The following is a 19739-nucleotide window of genomic DNA, read 5'->3' on the forward strand; positions in this document are numbered from 1 at the left end:
GCACTTAATACTTGAATTCAAGATTCATATAATCGTGCAGATTCTTTTAAATCCTTTTTTACAAAGTGGCCACTTCGGTATATCCAAGCAAGTTTTTTTAAAGCACTATACTCGTTATTTGCAATACGAGAATTAATTTCCTCTAAATAACGAGATCCATCTCCAGTGTGCACGCCTATGTAATACAAAGCCTCCCAATCACCAAGACTATATGCTTTTTCACACCATGCTTCTAATTGATCAGGTGCATGCATTAAGCTCTTTTCGCATTGCTTAGCGGCTTTCTCTACAGTTAGGTTAGAGGAGTTAATATCTATACTAGGAAAAAGTGATGCTCTCAAAACCGAAGAAAATACAAAACACCAAGTAAAGATAATTATTGATATTATTTTTACCATTGTAGTGAACCATCACTATTCACACGCTTTTCAGGTATATGCACTTGAAAAGATTTAACAGATGATTCGTACGGGTAGCCTTCTCGATAAAAATAGCGTTCTTTTAAGAATTTATCCTGATTAGAGTCACCTGAGCAGCGTCTATCACTTATGCAACTTAACCCTCCGATAAAGTCGATAAAGCGTACATTGAAAATATTGTGATCTTTAAGAAATACATCAACACCAGGCTGGTCTGCTGCATTTAGTACAGCATGAAAGCGATGCATAAAAGCAACAACCCTATTCTGACTTGAACGGTTTAATATAGTAGCTAAATTAACTGCCCAAAGTGCGTTTCTATAAGTATGAGTATCAAAGCAATCGCCTCCTATACCAGGGCGCGAGCATACTTTGTTAAAAATGTTAACCAAAAAGAAGTTCTTCTCTAAAAGCATCATCATAACAAGCTCTTACACACTTACTTCTTATTGACCCCTTGCTTTTCGTATGCTGCTTTATCATGTTCCTAACGACGCGTCTAAATAGTGCCATATGTTGCGCACTTAATGGCTCATGTATTTGACAGGCATCTTCTTTAAATACGACATCCAGTATCCAGTGTTGCTGATTTTCTATCAGCCAATGTTGTCTTATTGCTTTACTTATCAATATATTGTCTGTCAACGATGTTAGGTAGTAATGTGTGTCAATACTCGTTCTATTACCCTTCGTTCGCTCTCGCTGCACCGCAACGATTGTCCTAACTGATGGCCAGCTCTCTTTAATTTCACTCGGTAATAAACGCGTATCAAGACAATCTATCGTACGTACTTCTTTTCGCCCATGCCCTTCATCTTGTGTTACATGACTAAGTATCTCTGAGTTTTCAGATTCATACTGGTGTGTAAATGCATCTTGAATCGCGCTATAAAGTTTCTTTTGATTACCCTTTGCTTGCACTAGATAATCTGCATGTCTGCTAATTAGCTGTTTTAGCGTTTCTTTTTGGCAGTGCAAAGCATCAAGTGTAATGACGGTGTTATTGATATCGAGTATTTTCAATAAATCCCGAACTGCCGGTATTTCATTCGTCTTACTGCCAACTGTTTGGTGGAATAATGTGAGACCTGCTTCACAATCAAATGCTGAGACGAGATGTAATTTATCAGCAATGTGTTTACTTGCTCCGCGAATAGTTTTGCCATCGAAGGCAATGACAGGATGCGCTGACTTAACGCGGTTTTGATTGACCCAGCTATACATCGCGAGTAGTAATGAGTCAGTATCAACGGTTCTAAAAATCCGAGCAATACTATGTCGAGTGGGTATGCCATTTTTGAAAGAACGAAATCCTCTTAACCAATTAAGCTTACTTTCGCCATAGACTTCAATGTCTTGCCAGTTTTCACACCCTGATGTAACGGCAGTAATAATAAGAAAAAGCACATCAACTAAGTTATGGTGCTGATTTATATGTGAACGATTATCTTTGACGAGTTCTAAATGTGAGAAGAGTGACATAATAAGTTTAAGGTGATGAAATTTATGGTATTAGATCATAAAATTTGTTTATTTACAAAGTGTGATCCCGCCCTGCCTCCTATACCCTTCTCTGAAGAGCATACACTATCCATTATATCCATTGTTTCAACTAACACGTCGAGCGCGACTATTTTCATTCCAATATCGCGCGCAGCCTTAACAAGTTCACCATAAGCATGAGGTGTTAAATAGCCATGGGTCCAATACTTATTAAAATACTGCTGTATAACATTAAAGCCTTTACCTGTGCGCTGATAAAAGTCTATTTTTTCCTGCATAGCTCTTGGTAACATTTCGATTGCAAAATGCGTGAAACCAGCAGCTTTTAGCTGTTTGATTGCCTTTATTGCTTCATACTTATAACCAGCAGTGCTATGACTCGATTCACCAAGCATCACTAAGCGCGCATTACCGCCCATTGTTTTATAATTTACATCCGTGTTTATCTTATTCACTGTATTTCCTTATGTTTTAAAACTTAGTCGGTTAATTACACTCATACTCTATATTTAAATGTTTGCTAACTACAAGCCATGAAGCTAACTCAAGGTTTACTCGGGCTCTAAAAAATAAATTTAGTAGTCAATACCCTATATGATGAAATTTTTATAGTAGCTATAAGTCCCCCAATATTGGGATAGGTGTCACTGTAATTTTCCTTTGTGGATTTGATATTTAATTGTTCATTGCTACGACAGCATCTTCTTTTAATGCTTTAGCTAAGGTATCAGAGCCATCGCCTAACTTTTGATCTATCACATATTGTGCATTAATAATAACATTTGGCCAATCTTCAAGCTTTGTATAGATTTTTGCTAAATCGTAATGAATCGACCTTAACAGAATTGGATAGGGCTCTTTTGCTTGGGTTAGAAAAAGCTCATATAAACGGGCGGCTTCTTTTAAATCTTTCTCAATAAACAAACCTCCGTCATAAAGCCACGCAAGCTTGCGAATAGCCAAATTTTCATTTTTCAACACGCGACGTTTTACTTCATTTACATAACGTGAACCGTCTCCTGTATGATAACCAATATAAAGTAATGCTTCCCAGGCTCCCATTTCATAAGCTTTTTCACACCAGCTTTCAAGCATCCTAGGCGCGTACATCAAGCTTTTTTGGCATTGCTGCATAGCTGTACTTTTTGATAGCTTGGGATTATTTATATCAAGGTCTGGCCATAAATTTTTTGATAAAGATTTGGCCTGAACTTGAACAATGACTGTGCTATAAACAAAAAGAGCTAAAAATATTTTTTTTACCATTTTAGGGGCTGTTGATCTTTGTTTGAATTTTGTGCGTAAGCGGTAATCTCGTATAATTTACTTCGCCAAAAACAAACCTTACGAGATTACCATGCCCCGATTAATGCTCACTGATAAGTTGTGGTCGAAGCTAAAATCAATTTTGCTTGAAGATAGAGTTTATAACAAGCTTGAACACAGACAAACGATGGAAGGAATTTTATATCGCTTACGTGTTGGTTGCCCATGGCGTGACCTCCCTGAGTGTTTTGGTTTATGGAATACTATTTACCGCCGATTTCTACTTTGGTCTAAAAAAGGAATATTAATAAGGTTGTTCAAATCATTATCCGCCAATAGTGACACTGAGTGGGAATTCATTGATGGCAGTTATGTTAAAGCACATCAACACAGTACAGGTGCTGCGTCTCAACAAGAACAAGCGATAGCATTAAGTCGTGGCGGTAATACAAGTAAAATTCATTTAGCTGTTGATAGTTATGGCTTACCAATTGAATTTATTATTACAGGCGGCGATGTTCATGATAGTAAAGTGGCAAATGAACTGATTGAATTATTGCCCCAAGGCGATTTTGTTATCGCAGACAAAGGCTATGATAGTGAAGTCATTAGAAATAAGGTTCGAGAGAGAAACTCAAGCCCAGTGATCCCTAGAAAGAAAAACTCAAAAACAGGTAATGGTGATATTGATTGGTGCTTATATAAATATAGGCATTTAGTTGAAAATGCCTTTGCAAGGCTAAAGCACTTCCGTGCTATAGCGACAAGGTACGATAAATTGAAATTACAGTTTGAGAGTATGTTAGCGCTGGCATGTGCAATGATTTGGCTACCAATGTGAAAGATCAACAGCCCCTAGTGTTCCATCTGCATTAACTCTTTTCTCAGGAATATGGACTTGAAACGTTATAACTGAAGATTTATAAGGGAAGCCTTTACGATAAAAGTATTGCTGCTTGAGTGTATTTATTTCAGTAGAGTCACCTTCACAACGCCTTTGAGATAGACAAGCAATGCCACCTATAAAATCTATAAATCGAATACTGTTGATCCCCTTTTTTTGCATAAGAGTATCAAGACCAGGCTCATAATCTGCAGCTTGTACAGCATGCCATCGGTGCATAAAAGCAACTACACGATGCTTGTCAGCCCAAATACCATTGCGACGAGTATGTGTATTAGAGCACTTTTTATCTATATACTGATCATAAACACACTCTTTATCCATGATCTCCATCATTTCTTGTGAAATATCTAAGGCTATAATTTTTAAGCCAATATCTCGAGCTGCTTTTGCTAATTCTCCATAAGCTTTAGGAACTAGATATCCCCAAGCCCAATTTTCATCAAAATATTGCTGAATTTCTTTGAAACCTTTACCTGTTCGTTGATAAAACTCTATTTTTTCGTAACTATTCACCATGGTAAATTATTTTCAAAGGATCTTTTTTAACTATTGACCGATCCCGCCAGTATGCCAAGCTAGGGCTATGACCTAATAGCCCTAGCTTCAATGAATTTAAACAGCATCAACATCGACGAAATCGTTGAGAAAACCAAAGCTCAATTACAAGAAGGTAAAACTCTCACGCCTGCGCTGAAGATGTCTATTGAACTCATTCTGGTTGTCGTTGTTATGTTAGCAAGTAAATTAGGACTTAACAGTAACAATAGCAGTATCCCGCCATCAAAAGACATCAACCGAAAAAAACAAAACAAAGAGAAATCAGCCAAGTCAGCGGGTGGTCAAAAAGGCCGTGCAGGTAAAACACTAACCCAAACACAGACGCCTGATGAGATCAAAATCATCCTAGTTGAACGTGATTTTTTACCGAAAGGTCACTACCGTGAAATTGGCTTTCAAAAACGACAGGTTGTCGATATAGATATCAGGAAAGTGGTCACTGAATACCAAGCACAAATTCTGGAAAATGAGCAAGGTAAGCGTTTTATTGGTGAATTTCCAGAAGACGTTAACAGTCCTATTCAATATGGGGTTGGTGTAAAAGCCCATGCAGTTTACCTATCCCAATATCAATTACTCCCTTACAACCGCATTGAAGAATATTTTTGTGATCAACTCGGTATTCCAATCAGTGCGGGTAGTTTATTTAACTTTAATGAACAAGCAGCGGCCTTGGTAAAGTCCTCCGGCGCAGAAGCCGCGCTCAAGAAAGCCCTGAAAACGACTTATCAAGCCTTACACGTTGATGAAACGGGGATTAATATAGGTGGTAAACGACGATGGCTTCATGGTGCATCAACGACGTGGTGGACGTATTTTTACCCGCATGAGAAAAGAGGGAAAATAGCGATGGATGACGCCGATATTTTACCTCACTTTACTGGGGTACTATGCCACGACCACTGGAAACCGTATTATCAATATACACAGTGCCAACATGCCTTGTGTAATGCACATCATATCCGAGAGTTAGAAAGGGCATGGGAGCAAGACGGTATGCAATGGGCAAAGGATTTGCAAACCCTACTGACTGAAATCAATAAACATCAAATAGATAACCCCGAGCTAGATGCAGACACAAAAGCTCACTATATAGAGAAATATCAACAAATATTGGCTCAAGGTGACATTAAATGCCCTCCACCGGATAGAAACAGCCGAGTAAAAGGCCAGCGAGGCAGATTGAAACGAACAAAGTCTAGAGCGTTGTTAGAGCGGTTAAGAGATTATCAAGATGATGTCTTACGGTTCATGACGGAAACGGCGGTGCCTTTTAGCAACAACCAGGGTGAGAATGATATTAGGATGACCAAGGTTCATCAAAAGATATCTGGGTGCTTCAGAAGCATGCAAGGTGCAGAGATGTTTTGTTTAATCAGAAGCTACCTCTCGACTTGCAGAAAACAGCATGTATCAGCAAGCCTAGCCCTTGAATTACTCTTCAAAAATCAGTTACCTGATATATTTATTGAAAATGTGGCTGAATAGTTACATTTTTTCTTGCATTGAATGTGGCAGCATTTCAATTGCAAAATGCGTAAAACCTGCAGCTTTTAACTGTTTGATCGCCTTAATTGCTTCATACTTATAACCAGCAGTGATATGGCTTGATTCGCCAAGCATAACTAAGCGCGCATTACCGGCCATTGTTTTATAATTGACATCCGTGTTTATTTTATTCATTACCTATCCTTGTTTTTTAAAACTTAGTCGATTAATTAAATCCATACTCTATATTTAAATGTCTTCTAACTACGAGCAGTGAAGCTAGATCAAAGTTTACTCAAGCCTTGAAAAGTAAGCTTAACAACAAATACCAATACATGATGGGGTCACTGTAATTTGTTATTTGCAATGAGGTTTGTGTTATTTTTCGTTTCAATCATTTAAAGCGGCAATTAAATAAAACACCCTCGGTTTAAAGTGGATATTTTATTTAGCTGCTGATCGCTTATTTACTTTAAACTTGACGTAATTAGAACTGCTTAATTAGCGTATATGGCGCATCAGCGGCTAGCCGTGTTACCACATAACCATAAGTAGAGCCGTAACTCCCCTCTTCAACACTATTATCCATATACAACACCATATCTTCTATGCCGTCGTTGTTATAATCGCCTTTAGCCATAACAGTTAGCTTTTGAATACCGCCGCTGTTGTCGTAATAAATAGCTTGGTCCTTATTTAATGACTGCACTTCTTTAACACGGCTCATTTCTTCCCAGCTACTTGCACTTGCTAAGCGGCGCTCATCGTCATTTGAAATAATTAAAGCGAGCTCTGGAGGCATTTGTTTTGGTAGTGCTGAACCATGTTCAAAATCAGTCAAAAAACTAGCATCAGAAGCATTCAACTCCCCCATATGTGACCATATTAAACACACTTTATTCATAGCTTTTATAACGCCCTGCTCTCGATAACTAAATGCGTTAAAACCTTCATCCAAAGCATTAAATAAAGTATTACAGCTAGTAACTACTTTATTAGGGTTACCGTCTTTAAGAAGACTTTCTTCAAAATACCACTTTTTATAAATTAGAGTCTTAACCTGTTCCTGCTGCTCTAATGCCATAGCCTCTGTAAAGTATCTATTGGTTTTATTTTCCGAGCTATATGTCGGAGTTATTTTGTTTTTGTCTATTTCTGCACATGCTGTACTTGAGATACTAATACATGCAAGTAAAATTAATTTCTTTATCATTTTGCATTCACCAGTAAATTGCGGACATAAGTATTGCGCTCAGCCGATACATCTTTTCTATTTGATTCAATAGCCGCCTTTTTAAAATCATGGACTTTCATATGCTTGTTAAAATTAGGGAAAGTGTCTTTAAGTTTTGTCATCCCTAAATTAAATATTAAATCAAACAGGGCTAACTTAACATCATCTGGGTAACTTGAAAATTCAGATGCGCCATATATACGTTTAAGCTCACTTTCAAACGTTTTAATATGCTGATCAATTTGAGCGTTTGCTACAGCTTCAGTAATTATTAACTTAGTAAAAGGTTTGAAACGACCAAAGCCTTCATCCTTACCAAACGGTCTTGATTTAATTAGTTTAAATTCATCTTCAATTTGCTTCGTTGATGCAATAATTCCCGTATCTCGAACGGTGAAAGGAACTTTTTTTGCAGCCTCAACATCTTTTAATAAATGACCTACGCCAACGGTTACATAGCCTTTTGTATCTAAATACATATGAGGAACATTACCTTCATATTTCACCATACTTTGTTTTAGTTTCGTTTTTAAATTGCCAGATATTGGTATAACCGCAACCGCTGCAGCACTCGCTAGCTTTTCATTAATTTTTCTATGGGTGCGTCCATTTGGATCTATTTTTCCATCTGGACGTACCATATTTACCACTTTGCTTTGAAACAACTTAATAGCCGCTACGGTTTTAGAGTTCTCAGGACGTGAGCCTAAACGACTGTCTATGTAGTGGTACAGTGATTTTGGCCACCCATTAAGAAAGAAATGTTATGCTAATAAGCATACAAATTTGGGTGAAAAAATGACGAAATTAAAACGTGCAACATATTCTGCAGCAATTAAATTAGAAACGGCTCAGCTTGTAGTAGACCAAGGTTATACGCAAGAAGATGCAGCCAAAGCGATGGGTGTTGGTAAATCAACCGTCAGTAAATGGGTAACTCAATTAAAGCAAGAACGTAATGGTCAGACACCCTTAGCTTCACCAATGACGCCCGAACAAATTGAAATCCGTGAGCTTAAAAAGCAAATACAACGCATTGAATTAGAAAAGGATATATTAAAAAAGGCTACCGCTCTCTTGATGTCCGACTCCCTGAACAATTCTCGTTAATCGAGAAGTTAAATCAACGAGAGCGTTATCCAATTAGTCTGCTGTGTAGCGTATTCAATGTGCATCGCAGCAGCTATAAGTACTGGGCCATACGGGATACAGCGCCGACACCTGAGCAAGCAAGGTTAGAGGCTGAAGTAAAAGCAATACATGCGATGAGTGGTGGTTCAGCTGGGGCACGGACAATCGCAGCGATAGCAACGAACAATGATTTTGAATTGAGCCGTTATCGTGCAGCTAAGCTAATGGTTAAATTAAAGCTCGAAAGCTGCCAAGTACCTCAACATTCATATAAACGTGGTGGTAATGAACACCTTGAAATCCCAAACCTGCTTGATAGACAGTTTGATGTTGTTGAGCCTGATACCGTGTGGTGCGGTGATGTGACGTATATTTGGACGGGCAATCGCTGGGCTTATTTAGCCGTGGTTATTGATTTATTTGCACGCAAAGTGGTTGGCTGGGCAATGTCGTTATCACCAGATACTAATTTAACGCTAAAAGCGCTTGAACTCGCGTATGAAAGCAGAGGAAAACCGACAGGACTGATGTTTCACTCTGACCAAGGTAGTCATTATACAAGTTTAAAATATCGCCAACGTTTATGGCGCTATAAAATCACACAAAGTATGAGCAGGCGTGGAAACTGTTGGGATAATGCGCCAATGGAGCGATTTTTTAGAAGCTTTAAGACGGAATGGATGCCAAAGAGTGGATATGGAAATTTTATAGACGCTAAATATAGCGTAAGTGATTACATAAATGGATATTACAATAATGTTAGGCCGCATCATTATAATGCCGGTTTAGCGCCAAATGAATCTGAGGTCAGATACAAAGATTCTAAAACTGTGGCCAAATTTTATTGACCACTACACTACGGTAAGTTTTCTAGTGAGCGCTTAAGGGAAAGAAGTGAATTTAAAGCAGTTTGTACTGCTTTTAAATCGTCTTGCTTATTTTCGCCGCCAGTCCCTACTGTACCACTACAACCCATTACCTTCTAAAATTATAAAAAACGGTAAACAAATCACAGCTAAAAATAAAGCATAGAATTTTAATATGTTTGCGCAAAAAAAGAGCCTTGGCTTACTTTAAAATTTATAAGGCAAAACATAATTCCAACGGAAAACAAAATGCCAAGCAGCCAATCAGGACTTGTATTAAAGTACTGTGTTAACAATGTCATTCCTGAATAAACCATTCCCAAAAGTAAGATGATTGTTACTAATTGCGTATTCTCATGACTTTGATCACCGATTCTCATCAGCTTTGATCACCTGATTTATCATTTTGTAGAGCCATTTTTAAATTAGCTTAACTGATCATCATCAGTCAATTTATTTAACTGTTTTCGTATCGATTCTCCTTTTAAATTCAACTTAATCGAACCATGAATTAGCCTATCTAAAATGGCGTCAGCATGGGTTGATTCTCCAATCATCTCATGCCAGTTTTCCTGCGGGAGCTGACTTATAATTATGTGTGATTTATACCCATACCGCGCATCGATTAATTCGAGTAAGTCACCTCGTTGCTGTGCACTCAGTGGTTCAAGCCCCCAGTCGTCTAAGATCAGTAGATCATACTTTATTAACTTCGCCAGTAATTTCCGGTAACTACCATCTGCTTGTGCTAGAAACAGGCTTTCAAGTAGTTCTTTTAATCGAATATAGTAAACGCTTTTTCCTTGTAGGCAGTGCTCATGCCCTAAGGCACATGCGAGGTATGTTTTTCCACAGCCTGTTGCCCCGGTGATTAAGATATTTTGATGTAAGTTCAGCCAGCTATTTTGGCTTAAGTTACGTATCTGTGCTTTTTCTATATTACGTGCCGGTGAGTAAATCAGCTGATTTAACTGAGCCGGTAAGCGGAATTTAGCGTGTCGCACGAGCCGGTCGATTTTTCTTTGCTCACGCGTGTCAATTTCATGTGTTAGCAATAAACTGATGCGCTCTATAAAGCTTTGCTCTTGGTATAAGTTAGGCTGCTCAAGCTGCTGCTTTAATGCGTGTTTTATACCGGATAACTTGAGTAGTTGAAGTTGTTGGTTAATGGTGTCTATCATGATTCATTTCCTTAATGGTAATACTGTGTGCCGCGTATGTTGTCATGCTTTATTGGCTTTTCTGGCTCTGTTTGCTGTGTGGGTAACGGTTGTTGATCCAACCCTTTCTTCAGCATCTGCTTTATTGATTTGAGTGTTGTCGTATTCATTATGATTGCGCGATAACACGCTTGATCAAGCCGTTCTTTTGAATAAGTTTTAGCTAAACTTAACACCCCTAAACAGGCGCGATAAGCGTGCTCGGGGTGACGCCGTCCACTGAGCTGTAACTCAATAACTTGGTGAGTATACTCCCCGATACTTAATGCCCATGAGCGTAAATTTATCGGTGACTGCTCATGCTGTTTTTGATGCGCCAGAGGCATATGATGAGACTGTGTTGTATGCCCTCCTAAACGATGTGAGCGCGGATGCTGTGCGATTAAGGTATCGTCATGATAAAGCTGTACTAGCTGATTGGTTATGTGTGCGCGTAATTGTTTCTTAACCCACTGATACGGCACACTGTAATAATGTTTTTCTATTTCAACATGATAATCAATGTGTACTCGCACCGTTTTGATTTGTGTATAGTGATAGGGCTTTTCAGGCAATGGCTTTAATGCGCTTTTATCCACCATCTCAAATAGCTGTTTACGTGACTGTTGATATTGCTTCATGACCTTATTGTTCATTACATCAAGTAGCTTTGCTATTTCTTGATTTAGGTGCGCTAAGCTGTAGAAGGTTTGCTTGCGTAGACGTGCCATGATCCAACGCTCAACAATTTGTACACCGACTTCAGCCTTCGATTTATCTTTGGGTTTATAAGGTCTAGCCGGTATGACAGCGACATTAAAATACTCGGCTAATTGATGATACGTGGGGTTTAAATCAGGCTCGTAGCGACAGGGTTTACTAACGGCGCTTTTTAAGTTGTCGGGAATAACAAGCTCTGGAACACCGCCTAAAAATGCAAAGCAACGGGCATGACTCATCACCCAATCTTCAAGTTGTTGACTATACGTTGCCTCAGCATAGGTATAATTTGATGCGCCGAGCACGGCAACAAACACTTGAGCAGGTCGTGTTTCCTGTGTTGTAGGGCACGTGATGGTCAGCGTAGGGCCACAATAATCCACAAACAGCTTTTCACCGCCTTTATGATGCTGACGCATCGACAACCGTTGTTTTCCTAACCATTGCCGGTAGGCGCGGCAGAAGTGGCTATAGCTGTAATAAGGCTCACCGACTTTCTCACACAATTCATCGAAGACTAACTGCAACGTCAAATGTTTGTGCTGCTTTAAATCCTTATTGATGGTGAGCCAGTCAGGTGTTGGGTATCTTTTTTGGAGCTATAGTCGTTTCTGGTGTATGAGAAAAAGTCATTGCGATGTAATCTGTTAATTGATCTTGACCGGATCAACAATTAACCAGAGAGACATCGCAATGACTGAAAATGATAATGTTATTTCCATTGAAAAACCAGACAATCCGTTAGAGCAGTTGCTTAAAAGCGGGGCGCAGCAGTTGTTAGCTCAAGCGATTGAGGCTGAGTTGGCTGTTTTATTGGCTCAATACCAGCATGAGACCGTCGAGGGACTTCAGCGGATCGTCAAAAATGGTCACCAGCCTGAGCGTACGATCCAAACAGGCCTTGGTGATATTGAGGTCAAAATACCTAAAGTCAGGGATCGAAAAAAGGAAGGCATTAAATTCAATAGTGCCTTGATCCCGCCTTATCTGAAACGGACAAAAAATATCGAAGAGCTGATCCCATGGCTCTATTTACGAGGAATTTCGACGGGTGATATGCAGCCCGCTTTAGTGTCTCTTTTAGGCGAGCAAGCCAAAGGTTTGTCGGCCAATAGTGTCTCTCGGTTGAAATCCACCTGGGAAACGGAGTATCAGCAGTGGTCTAAACGTTCCTTGGCTAAACGTCGATATGTGTATATCTGGGCCGATGGGATTTACAGTAAAATTCGAATGGATGATAAGCTGTGCTTACTGGTAATTATGGGGGTAGATGAAACGGGCAGAAAGGAGCTATTGGCGGTGGTTGACGGGGTTCGTGAGTCTGAGCAGAGCTGGACTGAAGTGTTAAATCAACTGCGCTCACAGGGTCTAACAATACCACCAAAATTGGCCATAGGGGATGGTGCGCTGGGGTTTTGGAATGCCCTCACCAAAGTATGGCCAACAACCCAACATCAACGTTGCTGGGTGCATAAAATCGCGAATGTGCTAAACAAAGTGCCGAAATCAATGCAACCTAAAATCAAAGCGAATTTACAAGATATCTGGATGGCAGAGAGTCGAGCTTCTGCTTATAAAGCGTATGATTTATTTGTTAAAAATTACTCAGTCAAATACCCAAAAGCGACGGATTGCTTGATGAAGGATAAAGATGAAATGCTGGCATTTTATGATTATCCTGCTGAGCATTGGATGCACATAAGAACGAGTAATCCGATAGAGTCAACGTTTGCGACGGTAAGGCTGAGAACGCATAAAGTGAAGAGTTGTGGCAGCCGGACAACCACCTTAATGATGGTTTTTAAACTCGCGCAGTCGGCAGAGAAAAAATGGTACCGCTTGCGAGGATTTAAGCTACTGGCTGAAGTAATTACAGGGGTAAAATTTAAAGACGGCGAAAGAATAACTCAAGATCAAACAGAGCATCAAGATGAGCTCATACACCAGATTTGACAATAACTCTCTTTTTTGACGGGTTGAGAAGTCCCTGATTTTTGTATTAAGAAAAGTACCGTGTTGTTTATCTTCAGGTAACGGCCATTGGTTTAACCCTAACTCATTGGCCTTTTTAACGTAATTAGCCACAGTGCCAGGGGAGATATTTAAGCTTCTAGCAATCTCTCGATGGGATAATTTTGCTGAATATTTCAGCCGTAAAATAGCATGTAATTTACTCATAGATATAGGTCTTGTTGACATTATTGTTATCCTCATCAAATGATTTAGATAACGGTTTAACATACCTACAAAAATGATAAAACGTGAACTCGGTTACGAGTGGCATTAAGCTTTGATCGGCAAAATCATTAAGAACACAAAAGTGATCATTATAGAGTGATTTTCGTGATCAAAGCTTAATGAGAATAAGTGATCAAAGTTAGTGCCATTGGGTGATCAAAGCTGGGGAGAATATGCACTAATCAGAACCTACGCAAAAGCTTCCATGGGAGGAATAATAAAAAGGTTTCGGTACCTTTAGCCATTAAAACCATCCCCATAGACCTAACTTTAAATTTTAGCTAATCAAAACTCTTGAGCTTTTTTGAAACGTACCAAACCATACCTACTTATTTAAGTAATTATTTTAGATAGTTTGGAGCCGTTATTACATTAAAAATGTTAAATATATGTCCATTAAAACTTGAATTATTAAAATCATCCACAAATGTGGACGGTATTCTCACCAAACTTTACCCCCAACTACTCTGAACGGTTACAAACAAGTGGAGAAAAGTCTTTATTTTCAATCTTAATTGAACAATTCATATTAACCACATTTTGACTGAGTAGAGATAGCTCCAACTCAAATGTTAGAGTCTGAGATTCAACACTCAGATTGTAGATATCTAAAAATGATAACTTTTTAAAATCATGTGTAACTTTTAAAGCTTCATCATACACGTTACAAATATTCTTTCGTTTGATAAGCGCATTACTACCTGCTTCTAAAATCTCTAATCTTAAACATGGGAACTCGCTATCAGGATGAAATTTTATCCAGCGGAATAAGTTATCATTAACCCTTTCCACATTCATCTCTATAACATCAAAGCTAACATAAGTTTTGTCATCATTACTTATTGCTTCAGTACAAAAAAAAGTAAAAATCAAATAAATGCTAATCATCAATTGTTTCATCATACACCTATGAGTTTATGTATTTAATACGCGCCTGTTGCCTGGCAAGCGGTATACCACCCCAGTTAGCACTTTTATTTATTTCAGCTTTAAAAGATATTAAATCATTGTTCGCAACATGTTTTTGCAAAATTTTACGACTAGCAGGGCGGTAATCTCCTCTAAACCTTAAATCTATCAAAACATTTTTTATCTTCGGGTCTAAATTTAGCCAATCTGTTTTTCCATATGTTTGACTTGTTATAGTTTTATTACATATCCGCTTTACATCAGCTTCCATTTCTTTATAAACAATTTCAAATAGCTTTAATTGCACCTGTGCTGATACTTCAAAATCAAGTAAGTCTTTTTCTATAACAAACTGCTTAGCTGCATTACCCATTTTACCTGCAGCAAGGGCTATAACATTAGCCACTTTATTATCGATGCCCGATTGAATAAGTTGACCACTAATTTTGGAAGATGTTTTATCACGCATATCGTAACCCCGACCAATGGTTAACCCAGACCTATTGGATGGCACATGGAAACAGCGGCTGTGATAAACCCCACCTTCTGTACCCTCAGGATCCCATGTTAAGATACCGTAGTTAGGCTTTGTAATTGAGACTTTGGTATAAATGCTAGATAAAAATTCAACTAACTTTCTAAAAGTCCCTCGGTTCGCAGAAACTATGCCATCTGGATTCCCCATTTTTATAACTTTTTTCTGAAAGTGCTTAATTAGGTCAATAAAGTGGTGATCGACCTTACTATTCACAATAAGGGATAACCCCGTTTTACGTGCATAAGCATTTAAAAGTGAGCGTATCAGTTGTACGTCAGCCGATTTATTTGCTGATTTTAATCCAACGCTTGCAGTCATATTTAAGTTGAACATGAAATTCCTTTTCTATAGAAGTGTATTATTTTAATAATTTTTATTAGAAATAACGGTGCTAATTTGTACTTTAGGTTTGATTTAAAGCGCCGCAGTTATAGTTAATTAAAGTACTGGTTAATGTTATTAATCTCTGCGCTTGAAAAAGCCATTTGCATATTTATTATTAATTTGAATCATCTAAGTCAATCTCAGTGCCAAATGGAACCATTAATGCTTTTTCCACCATATGCTCTACTTTTTCGTCATTTAGCCCCGACAATGAATAAAATAGAGTCTGACTAAACAGCAACGGTTTTTTAGCCTCATCCCTACTAAAGTCTGCAAAAGGTGAGTTATCATAATTCTCTGACACTTTAAACCCTTTTAATTTACTTACTTGAAATTCAAGGCTTTTCAAATCACCTAGCTTTCTAACGTAATCAGTTATCTCTTCATCATCTTCCGGAAAGTGGTATAAAAAAACACCGTTTTCTGGTAAGCAGTACTTTTTAACACATTCATCGCAGTACCAAGTTAAATCATAGCTATCATCGAGGAAATCGATTGCGTAAGGAATTGGCTTTATCTTGCTTTTATTTACAATACATTTTGCTAAATGACTACACACCTTTTGTGCTGTAATAAATTTATTTATCTCTTCTTTTGTAGGCATTTTTTCTCCGTTTTAATCTAAGCAAAACATTAAAGCATCTTTTAAATTCGATTGAATTTTTTACTCTTCAATCAATACTACGATAGATTTTTTCTGCTCTGCGGCGTCTCTAAACGTAACAAAGTAGCGATCGCGAACTATTTCATAAGCTTGCGGGTCGAGCTCACCAGCCCTATGCTCAACATCATCTACTAGACCTTTATTTTCACTATTATCTATATCAACTTCAAAATACTTTTTTAGCAAAGGAAATAGGTCTTGCACCATCTCACTTGAAAAAAAGCCAAAAGAACCACTTATGTTAGCATCCGGCCCAATTAATTGATGAGGGAAATAGTTAAATGTACAAACTGGCAACAACCCTTGGCCACCTACTACGGCATCAAGTAACTCAATGGCCGGAATAAAACCACGCATATTGAGCTCTATAGATTGCCATCTAGTAGCTTCATCTTGGGTTATATCTAACAACTCTTGATATTTTTGCTCATCACTTAAATTCAGTGTTGTGGGATAAACATCTTCATCAACAATAAAAAGATTAATTACACTACTCATCATTACCTCTTAAAATTAGTGGTGATAGATTTAATCATTAATTAAATATAACGGTAAATAAAGTGAATCAGTTTTACACTGCCAACCATGCATATCTTTACCCAATTTAGCCATACTAAGCCCATTTAATGACATGACCGCATTTCCATCTTCTTTGAAGTCACCGTATTTGCACTCATCAGCGTGCCACGCAATTACTTTATCAATGCTTGATTGCCATAACAAATCATCACCAATGGTAAGACCTTTAATGGCCTCAATAAGAGGAACAATGCATTGTTGTACATCTTTATCTTTAGTTGATTTAGCCTCATTAAGTGCATTTTCAATTTCTTCTTCCGGCGGTACTTTACCTGTGCCTATTTTTATTAGTAAGTGATCATATAAAAAAATAGCTTTTTTAGTCACGCTGCTGGTTGTAAAGTCATCAGCATGAGCTCGTAACTTGCTTATTATTGAGTCATCACCGAACAACAGAGCGACATTTAACTCGCCTTGGATTGTCCACTCATTGTTGTGTCCTTTTAATTCAGGATCAAAGCCTGTTAAATACGCGAATTGCGCTGCTTTTTTTAAATAACACTTAGCTTCTTCATAATCTTCTAAAACGTAGTGTGCATATGCCAACTCTTGGTACTCTTCAGAAAGTATTTGTGCTGCATCTTCTTTATCTTCTTGAGAAGCTAACGGATCGTTAATATCAGCAAGCCTGACCTCAATTACCATAGGTGAATCTTCAAAAAGTTCTTCAAATTCGAAATCATAATTATTAAGTTTTAACATTCTTTTTTTCCTTAGGAGGAGACTGTGATACACCGCCAACAATTCTACCGTTGACCTCCTCAGCTTCAATAACTAGTTTGGTAACTTTTGGTTTCTTTAGTTTTATAGCTTTCAAAAGATCTTTACCTAATTTATTTTTACCTTCGTATTTTTTAGATTTACTCATCGATTTCAAGCTATTTTTAACCCATTTATTCGTCATCTGGTCGCCTTTTTTTGCACCAGTTAACAATTTCGCACCAGGGCCTTTAGCTTCAACAACAAAGTACTCTATGACTTTGTCATTTTCATCTCGTTTAGCCCATACCTGATCGACTCCTGGACCCGGACCAAAACCCATCTCCATGGTTGCAGGTGGTGGTGGGTCTGAAAACTCTTTTTCCATATACATGGAAGCACCAAGTTCACCTTTAGCCTCTGTAATCTTGGCTTTAAAAGCACCTTGCCTTCTCTTAGAATCACCTTTATCTATCGATTCAGCCAGTCGATCTTCGTAACGCTTTCTATACGTAGCAACTGCTTCTACATGCTTTTCAAGTGTCGTTTTTTCAGGTACCTTTTTTTCAGGTGGTCCAATTTTCCCTTTCATTAATTTTTTTGTAAATAACAGAACTTTTCGATCTTCAATGTCAGAGTTATCAGGAACGTTCTCAATACCTCCAGCTTTCAACACATCAAATACATGCGTTAAACAACTTTGATTAACAGGATCATATAATGGTGTGTCCAGATTCTCTGGATTCCAATCAGCTCTATCGAGCGCCATGTCTCCTTCTCTAAGTAGCTGCCTTTGTAAGTCACTTGCTGCTATAGCATTTGGTAATTTAATAGTCGTTTTTTCAATCGATTGCCCTGCAAAGTCTTCCTCATCAAAACCGATGATAAGTGTATTAGTTCTTGTGCCATCCTCTTCAATGCCACCATGCTGATGAGTTTTAGTGGTATCAAATTTTGTTTTAACTTGAATCGCAAAATGCATGTTTTTACCATGCCCAATTTTTATAATTGTGGCAGTCCCTTCCTTACAACTCAACCCAAACGGATCTACCCAATTCACAGGGTTTGGCGCATATTGATAGTGGTTTATCCCACCTACTAAGCCTATCGGGTCTTGGTTTATAAAGCGTTGTTGTTTGGGGCTGTAGTAGCGGTAGCGGTTGTAATGCAGGCCACTCTCTTCATCTAAATATTGCCCTTGAAAACGAATTGGCTGAGTGAAACTATTTTCTTTATTAGTGTCAGACTCGGCTTCTGGCTCCTCATAGCCATACACATCGGCTTGGTTTTCCCATACGACTTCTGCTTTATTATTGGTAACAAAACGTGGGGTATTAAGCTGGTCTAGGTGGTAGTAGTACACCTCGCCTTTTTTAATTAGTGCTACTGGGTGAAATTGATTTGGTAGGTTGATATACCAGGTATATTCGCCGTGTTGGCATTCGCCGATTAACTGGTCGTTATCCCAAATGTAATCAATTTTTCCGTGTTCAGTGTGCTTGGCGATACGACGACCTAATGGGTCGTAGTCGTATTGCGTGAGCGTGCCGTTATTATTAAAACAGCTTAACTGGTTAAACGCGTTGTATTCACGGCGAGTTTTTATGCCTTTGCCGGTTTCGCGTATTTGGTTACCAAATTCGTCGTAGTAAAAGTCGCTGTCGCCAAAGTGTGTTAGGCGGTCGGCGTCGGTGGCACTGTTTATTGTGGTGTTGTTAATGTCTTCATTGTTTACTACTGAGTCAGCGTTGCTACTATTTTTACTATTACTTTCACTACTATTTAGCGCTAACTCTTTGTATTCGCTATGCGTGGCGTGTGTTAAATCAATAGAAGAGCTGGCTGTATGCTCATTACTGGCTGCATCAAGTTTTGTACTTTGCTCGCCTGTATCACTAGTGTCTGTACCGCTAGTGTCTGCATCGTTTGTGTTTGATTGAACAGTTTGGCTTTGCGGGTTACCAAAGCTATCCCACTGGTAGTGTGTGGTTGTATCAGCACGTGAGCTTGACAGTGTTTGCTGAATTAACTGGCCGAGGCTGTTGTATTCAAAATTGATATTTTGGCTGCTTACGCCTTCGTTTTTACGGGTAATCAGCTGGTTTACGCTGTCGTAGTTGTACGTACAGGTATCAAATAATGTTTGCGCTGGGTGTGTAAGCTGCTGCTGCGTTAAACGGTTGAATACATCAAACTGTTGAGTAAGGGTAATGCTGTTACCAAACTGCTGGGTTTTAATATTACCTTGGCTGTCGTAGCTTAAGGTTACGAGCGGCTTTGCTGCGCTAGCTGAATCATTCGCTTCGCTATTGGCTTGGTGTAAATGAATAGCCGACTTCGCTTTTTGGTGGTAACACGATTATTTAGCGTGAATATTTTCTTAGCTGTCACAATTTAGCGCTGTTTGGCGGGTATAAAAGATAAGGGCTTAGGCTAA

General features: G+C 38.5%; 20 protein-coding genes and 2 pseudogenes. 4 read left to right on the forward strand and 18 right to left on the reverse strand.

What is annotated here, in order from left to right:
- Positions 1-17 precede the first annotated feature (17 nt).
- From AC0VZ4_RS23285 to AC0VZ4_RS23305, 5 genes are all read right to left on the reverse strand, one after another.
- Positions 18-398, reverse strand: a complete 381-nt coding sequence (locus tag AC0VZ4_RS23285; protein WP_475441764.1) for a hypothetical protein — start codon at positions 396-398, stop codon at positions 18-20.
- Positions 392-667, reverse strand: a complete 276-nt coding sequence (locus AC0VZ4_RS23290; RefSeq protein WP_475441765.1) for a hypothetical protein — start codon at positions 665-667, stop codon at positions 392-394. Before AC0VZ4_RS23290 ends, AC0VZ4_RS23285 begins: the two co-directional genes overlap by 7 nt.
- A gap of 136 nt (positions 668-803) precedes the next feature.
- Complete coding sequence (locus AC0VZ4_RS23295; RefSeq protein ID WP_475439786.1) at positions 804-1901, reverse strand: ISAs1-like element ISPsesp1 family transposase; 1098 nt, start codon at positions 1899-1901, stop codon at positions 804-806.
- A 35-nt stretch (positions 1902-1936) separates the two neighbouring features.
- The gene (locus AC0VZ4_RS23300) at positions 1937-2377 is read right to left on the reverse strand and encodes a ChaN family lipoprotein (protein WP_475441766.1); all 441 of its coding nucleotides are present in this window, start codon (positions 2375-2377) and stop codon (positions 1937-1939) included.
- A 220-nt stretch (positions 2378-2597) separates the two neighbouring features.
- On the reverse strand, positions 2598-3188 hold the full coding sequence (locus AC0VZ4_RS23305) for a hypothetical protein (RefSeq protein ID WP_232525566.1): 591 nt from the start codon (positions 3186-3188) through the stop codon (positions 2598-2600).
- 91 nt (positions 3189-3279) lie between these two features.
- Between AC0VZ4_RS23305 and AC0VZ4_RS23310 the strand changes: the two genes are divergently transcribed.
- Positions 3280-4029 (forward strand): IS5 family transposase, encoded by a 750-nt coding sequence (locus tag AC0VZ4_RS23310; RefSeq protein WP_475439649.1) that lies wholly within the window; start codon positions 3280-3282, stop codon positions 4027-4029.
- Here the strand turns inward: AC0VZ4_RS23310 and AC0VZ4_RS23315 are convergent.
- A complete protein-coding gene (locus AC0VZ4_RS23315) occupies positions 4018-4611 on the reverse strand; it encodes a ChaN family lipoprotein (protein WP_475441767.1) in 594 nt (197 codons plus the stop codon). The genes AC0VZ4_RS23310 and AC0VZ4_RS23315 overlap by 12 nt on opposite strands.
- Before the next feature lie 90 nt (positions 4612-4701).
- Between AC0VZ4_RS23315 and tnpC the strand changes: the two genes are divergently transcribed.
- Positions 4702-6141, forward strand: a complete 1440-nt coding sequence (gene tnpC, locus AC0VZ4_RS23320; RefSeq protein ID WP_475439674.1) for an IS66 family transposase — start codon at positions 4702-4704, stop codon at positions 6139-6141.
- On the opposite strand, the gene AC0VZ4_RS23325 is transcribed toward tnpC, so the two are convergent.
- The 3 genes from AC0VZ4_RS23325 to AC0VZ4_RS23335 form a co-directional block, all read right to left on the reverse strand.
- A complete protein-coding gene (locus AC0VZ4_RS23325; protein ID WP_475441768.1) occupies positions 6142-6336 on the reverse strand; it encodes a hypothetical protein in 195 nt (64 codons plus the stop codon).
- A gap of 292 nt (positions 6337-6628) precedes the next feature.
- The gene (locus AC0VZ4_RS23330) at positions 6629-7354 is read right to left on the reverse strand and encodes a hypothetical protein (RefSeq protein WP_096794307.1); all 726 of its coding nucleotides are present in this window, start codon (positions 7352-7354) and stop codon (positions 6629-6631) included.
- Positions 7351-8016: a lysozyme family protein gene (locus tag AC0VZ4_RS23335; RefSeq protein WP_475441769.1), complete on the reverse strand. Its 666-nt coding sequence runs from the start codon at positions 8014-8016 to the stop codon at positions 7351-7353. The genes AC0VZ4_RS23330 and AC0VZ4_RS23335 overlap by 4 nt, the downstream gene beginning before the upstream one ends.
- Before the next feature lie 157 nt (positions 8017-8173).
- Between AC0VZ4_RS23335 and AC0VZ4_RS23340 the strand changes: the two genes are divergently transcribed.
- A protein-coding gene (locus AC0VZ4_RS23340) for an IS3 family transposase (protein ID WP_475440337.1) occupies positions 8174-9354 on the forward strand; the annotation gives its coding sequence in 2 pieces (ribosomal slippage) (positions 8174-8432 and positions 8432-9354; 1182 coding nt in all).
- Positions 9355-9797: 443 nt separating this feature from the next.
- Here AC0VZ4_RS23340 and istB read toward each other — a convergent pair.
- Together istB and istA are read right to left on the reverse strand one after the other, a co-directional pair.
- The gene (istB, locus tag AC0VZ4_RS23345) at positions 9798-10553 is read right to left on the reverse strand and encodes an IS21-like element helper ATPase IstB (RefSeq protein WP_290210805.1); all 756 of its coding nucleotides are present in this window, start codon (positions 10551-10553) and stop codon (positions 9798-9800) included.
- A gap of 11 nt (positions 10554-10564) precedes the next feature.
- A pseudogene (gene istA, locus AC0VZ4_RS23350) lies at positions 10565-11884 on the reverse strand (IS21 family transposase); the annotation flags it as partial.
- Between the two features lie 100 nt (positions 11885-11984).
- Between istA and AC0VZ4_RS23355 the strand changes: the two are divergent.
- Positions 11985-13244 (forward strand): IS256 family transposase, encoded by a 1260-nt coding sequence (locus AC0VZ4_RS23355; protein ID WP_475439694.1) that lies wholly within the window; start codon positions 11985-11987, stop codon positions 13242-13244.
- On the opposite strand, the gene AC0VZ4_RS23360 is transcribed toward AC0VZ4_RS23355, so the two are convergent.
- The 7 genes and pseudogenes from AC0VZ4_RS23360 to AC0VZ4_RS23390 all read right to left on the reverse strand — a co-directional run.
- Positions 13146-13532 (reverse strand): sigma factor-like helix-turn-helix DNA-binding protein, encoded by a 387-nt coding sequence (locus tag AC0VZ4_RS23360; protein ID WP_475441770.1) that lies wholly within the window; start codon positions 13530-13532, stop codon positions 13146-13148. The genes AC0VZ4_RS23355 and AC0VZ4_RS23360 overlap by 99 nt on opposite strands.
- 459 nt (positions 13533-13991) lie before the next feature.
- On the reverse strand, positions 13992-14432 hold the full coding sequence (locus AC0VZ4_RS23365) for a hypothetical protein (protein WP_188085543.1): 441 nt from the start codon (positions 14430-14432) through the stop codon (positions 13992-13994).
- A 4-nt stretch (positions 14433-14436) separates the two neighbouring features.
- On the reverse strand, positions 14437-15309 hold the full coding sequence (locus AC0VZ4_RS23370; RefSeq protein ID WP_475441771.1) for a hypothetical protein: 873 nt from the start codon (positions 15307-15309) through the stop codon (positions 14437-14439).
- A gap of 166 nt (positions 15310-15475) precedes the next feature.
- Positions 15476-15964, reverse strand: a complete 489-nt coding sequence (locus AC0VZ4_RS23375; protein WP_149605998.1) for a hypothetical protein — start codon at positions 15962-15964, stop codon at positions 15476-15478.
- Between the two features lie 60 nt (positions 15965-16024).
- Positions 16025-16525, reverse strand: coding sequence for a hypothetical protein (locus AC0VZ4_RS23380; protein WP_244958546.1), 501 nt, complete (start codon positions 16523-16525; stop codon positions 16025-16027).
- Positions 16526-16552: 27 nt separating this feature from the next.
- Positions 16553-17305: a hypothetical protein gene (locus AC0VZ4_RS23385; RefSeq protein ID WP_475441773.1), complete on the reverse strand. Its 753-nt coding sequence runs from the start codon at positions 17303-17305 to the stop codon at positions 16553-16555.
- Positions 17292-19637, reverse strand: a pseudogene (locus AC0VZ4_RS23390) (RHS repeat-associated core domain-containing protein); the annotation flags it as partial. The gene AC0VZ4_RS23385 and the pseudogene AC0VZ4_RS23390, both read right to left, overlap by 14 nt.
- Between the last annotated feature and the right edge of the window lie 102 nt (positions 19638-19739).

This window comes from Pseudoalteromonas sp. QJM3NY_22, assembly GCF_056173065.1.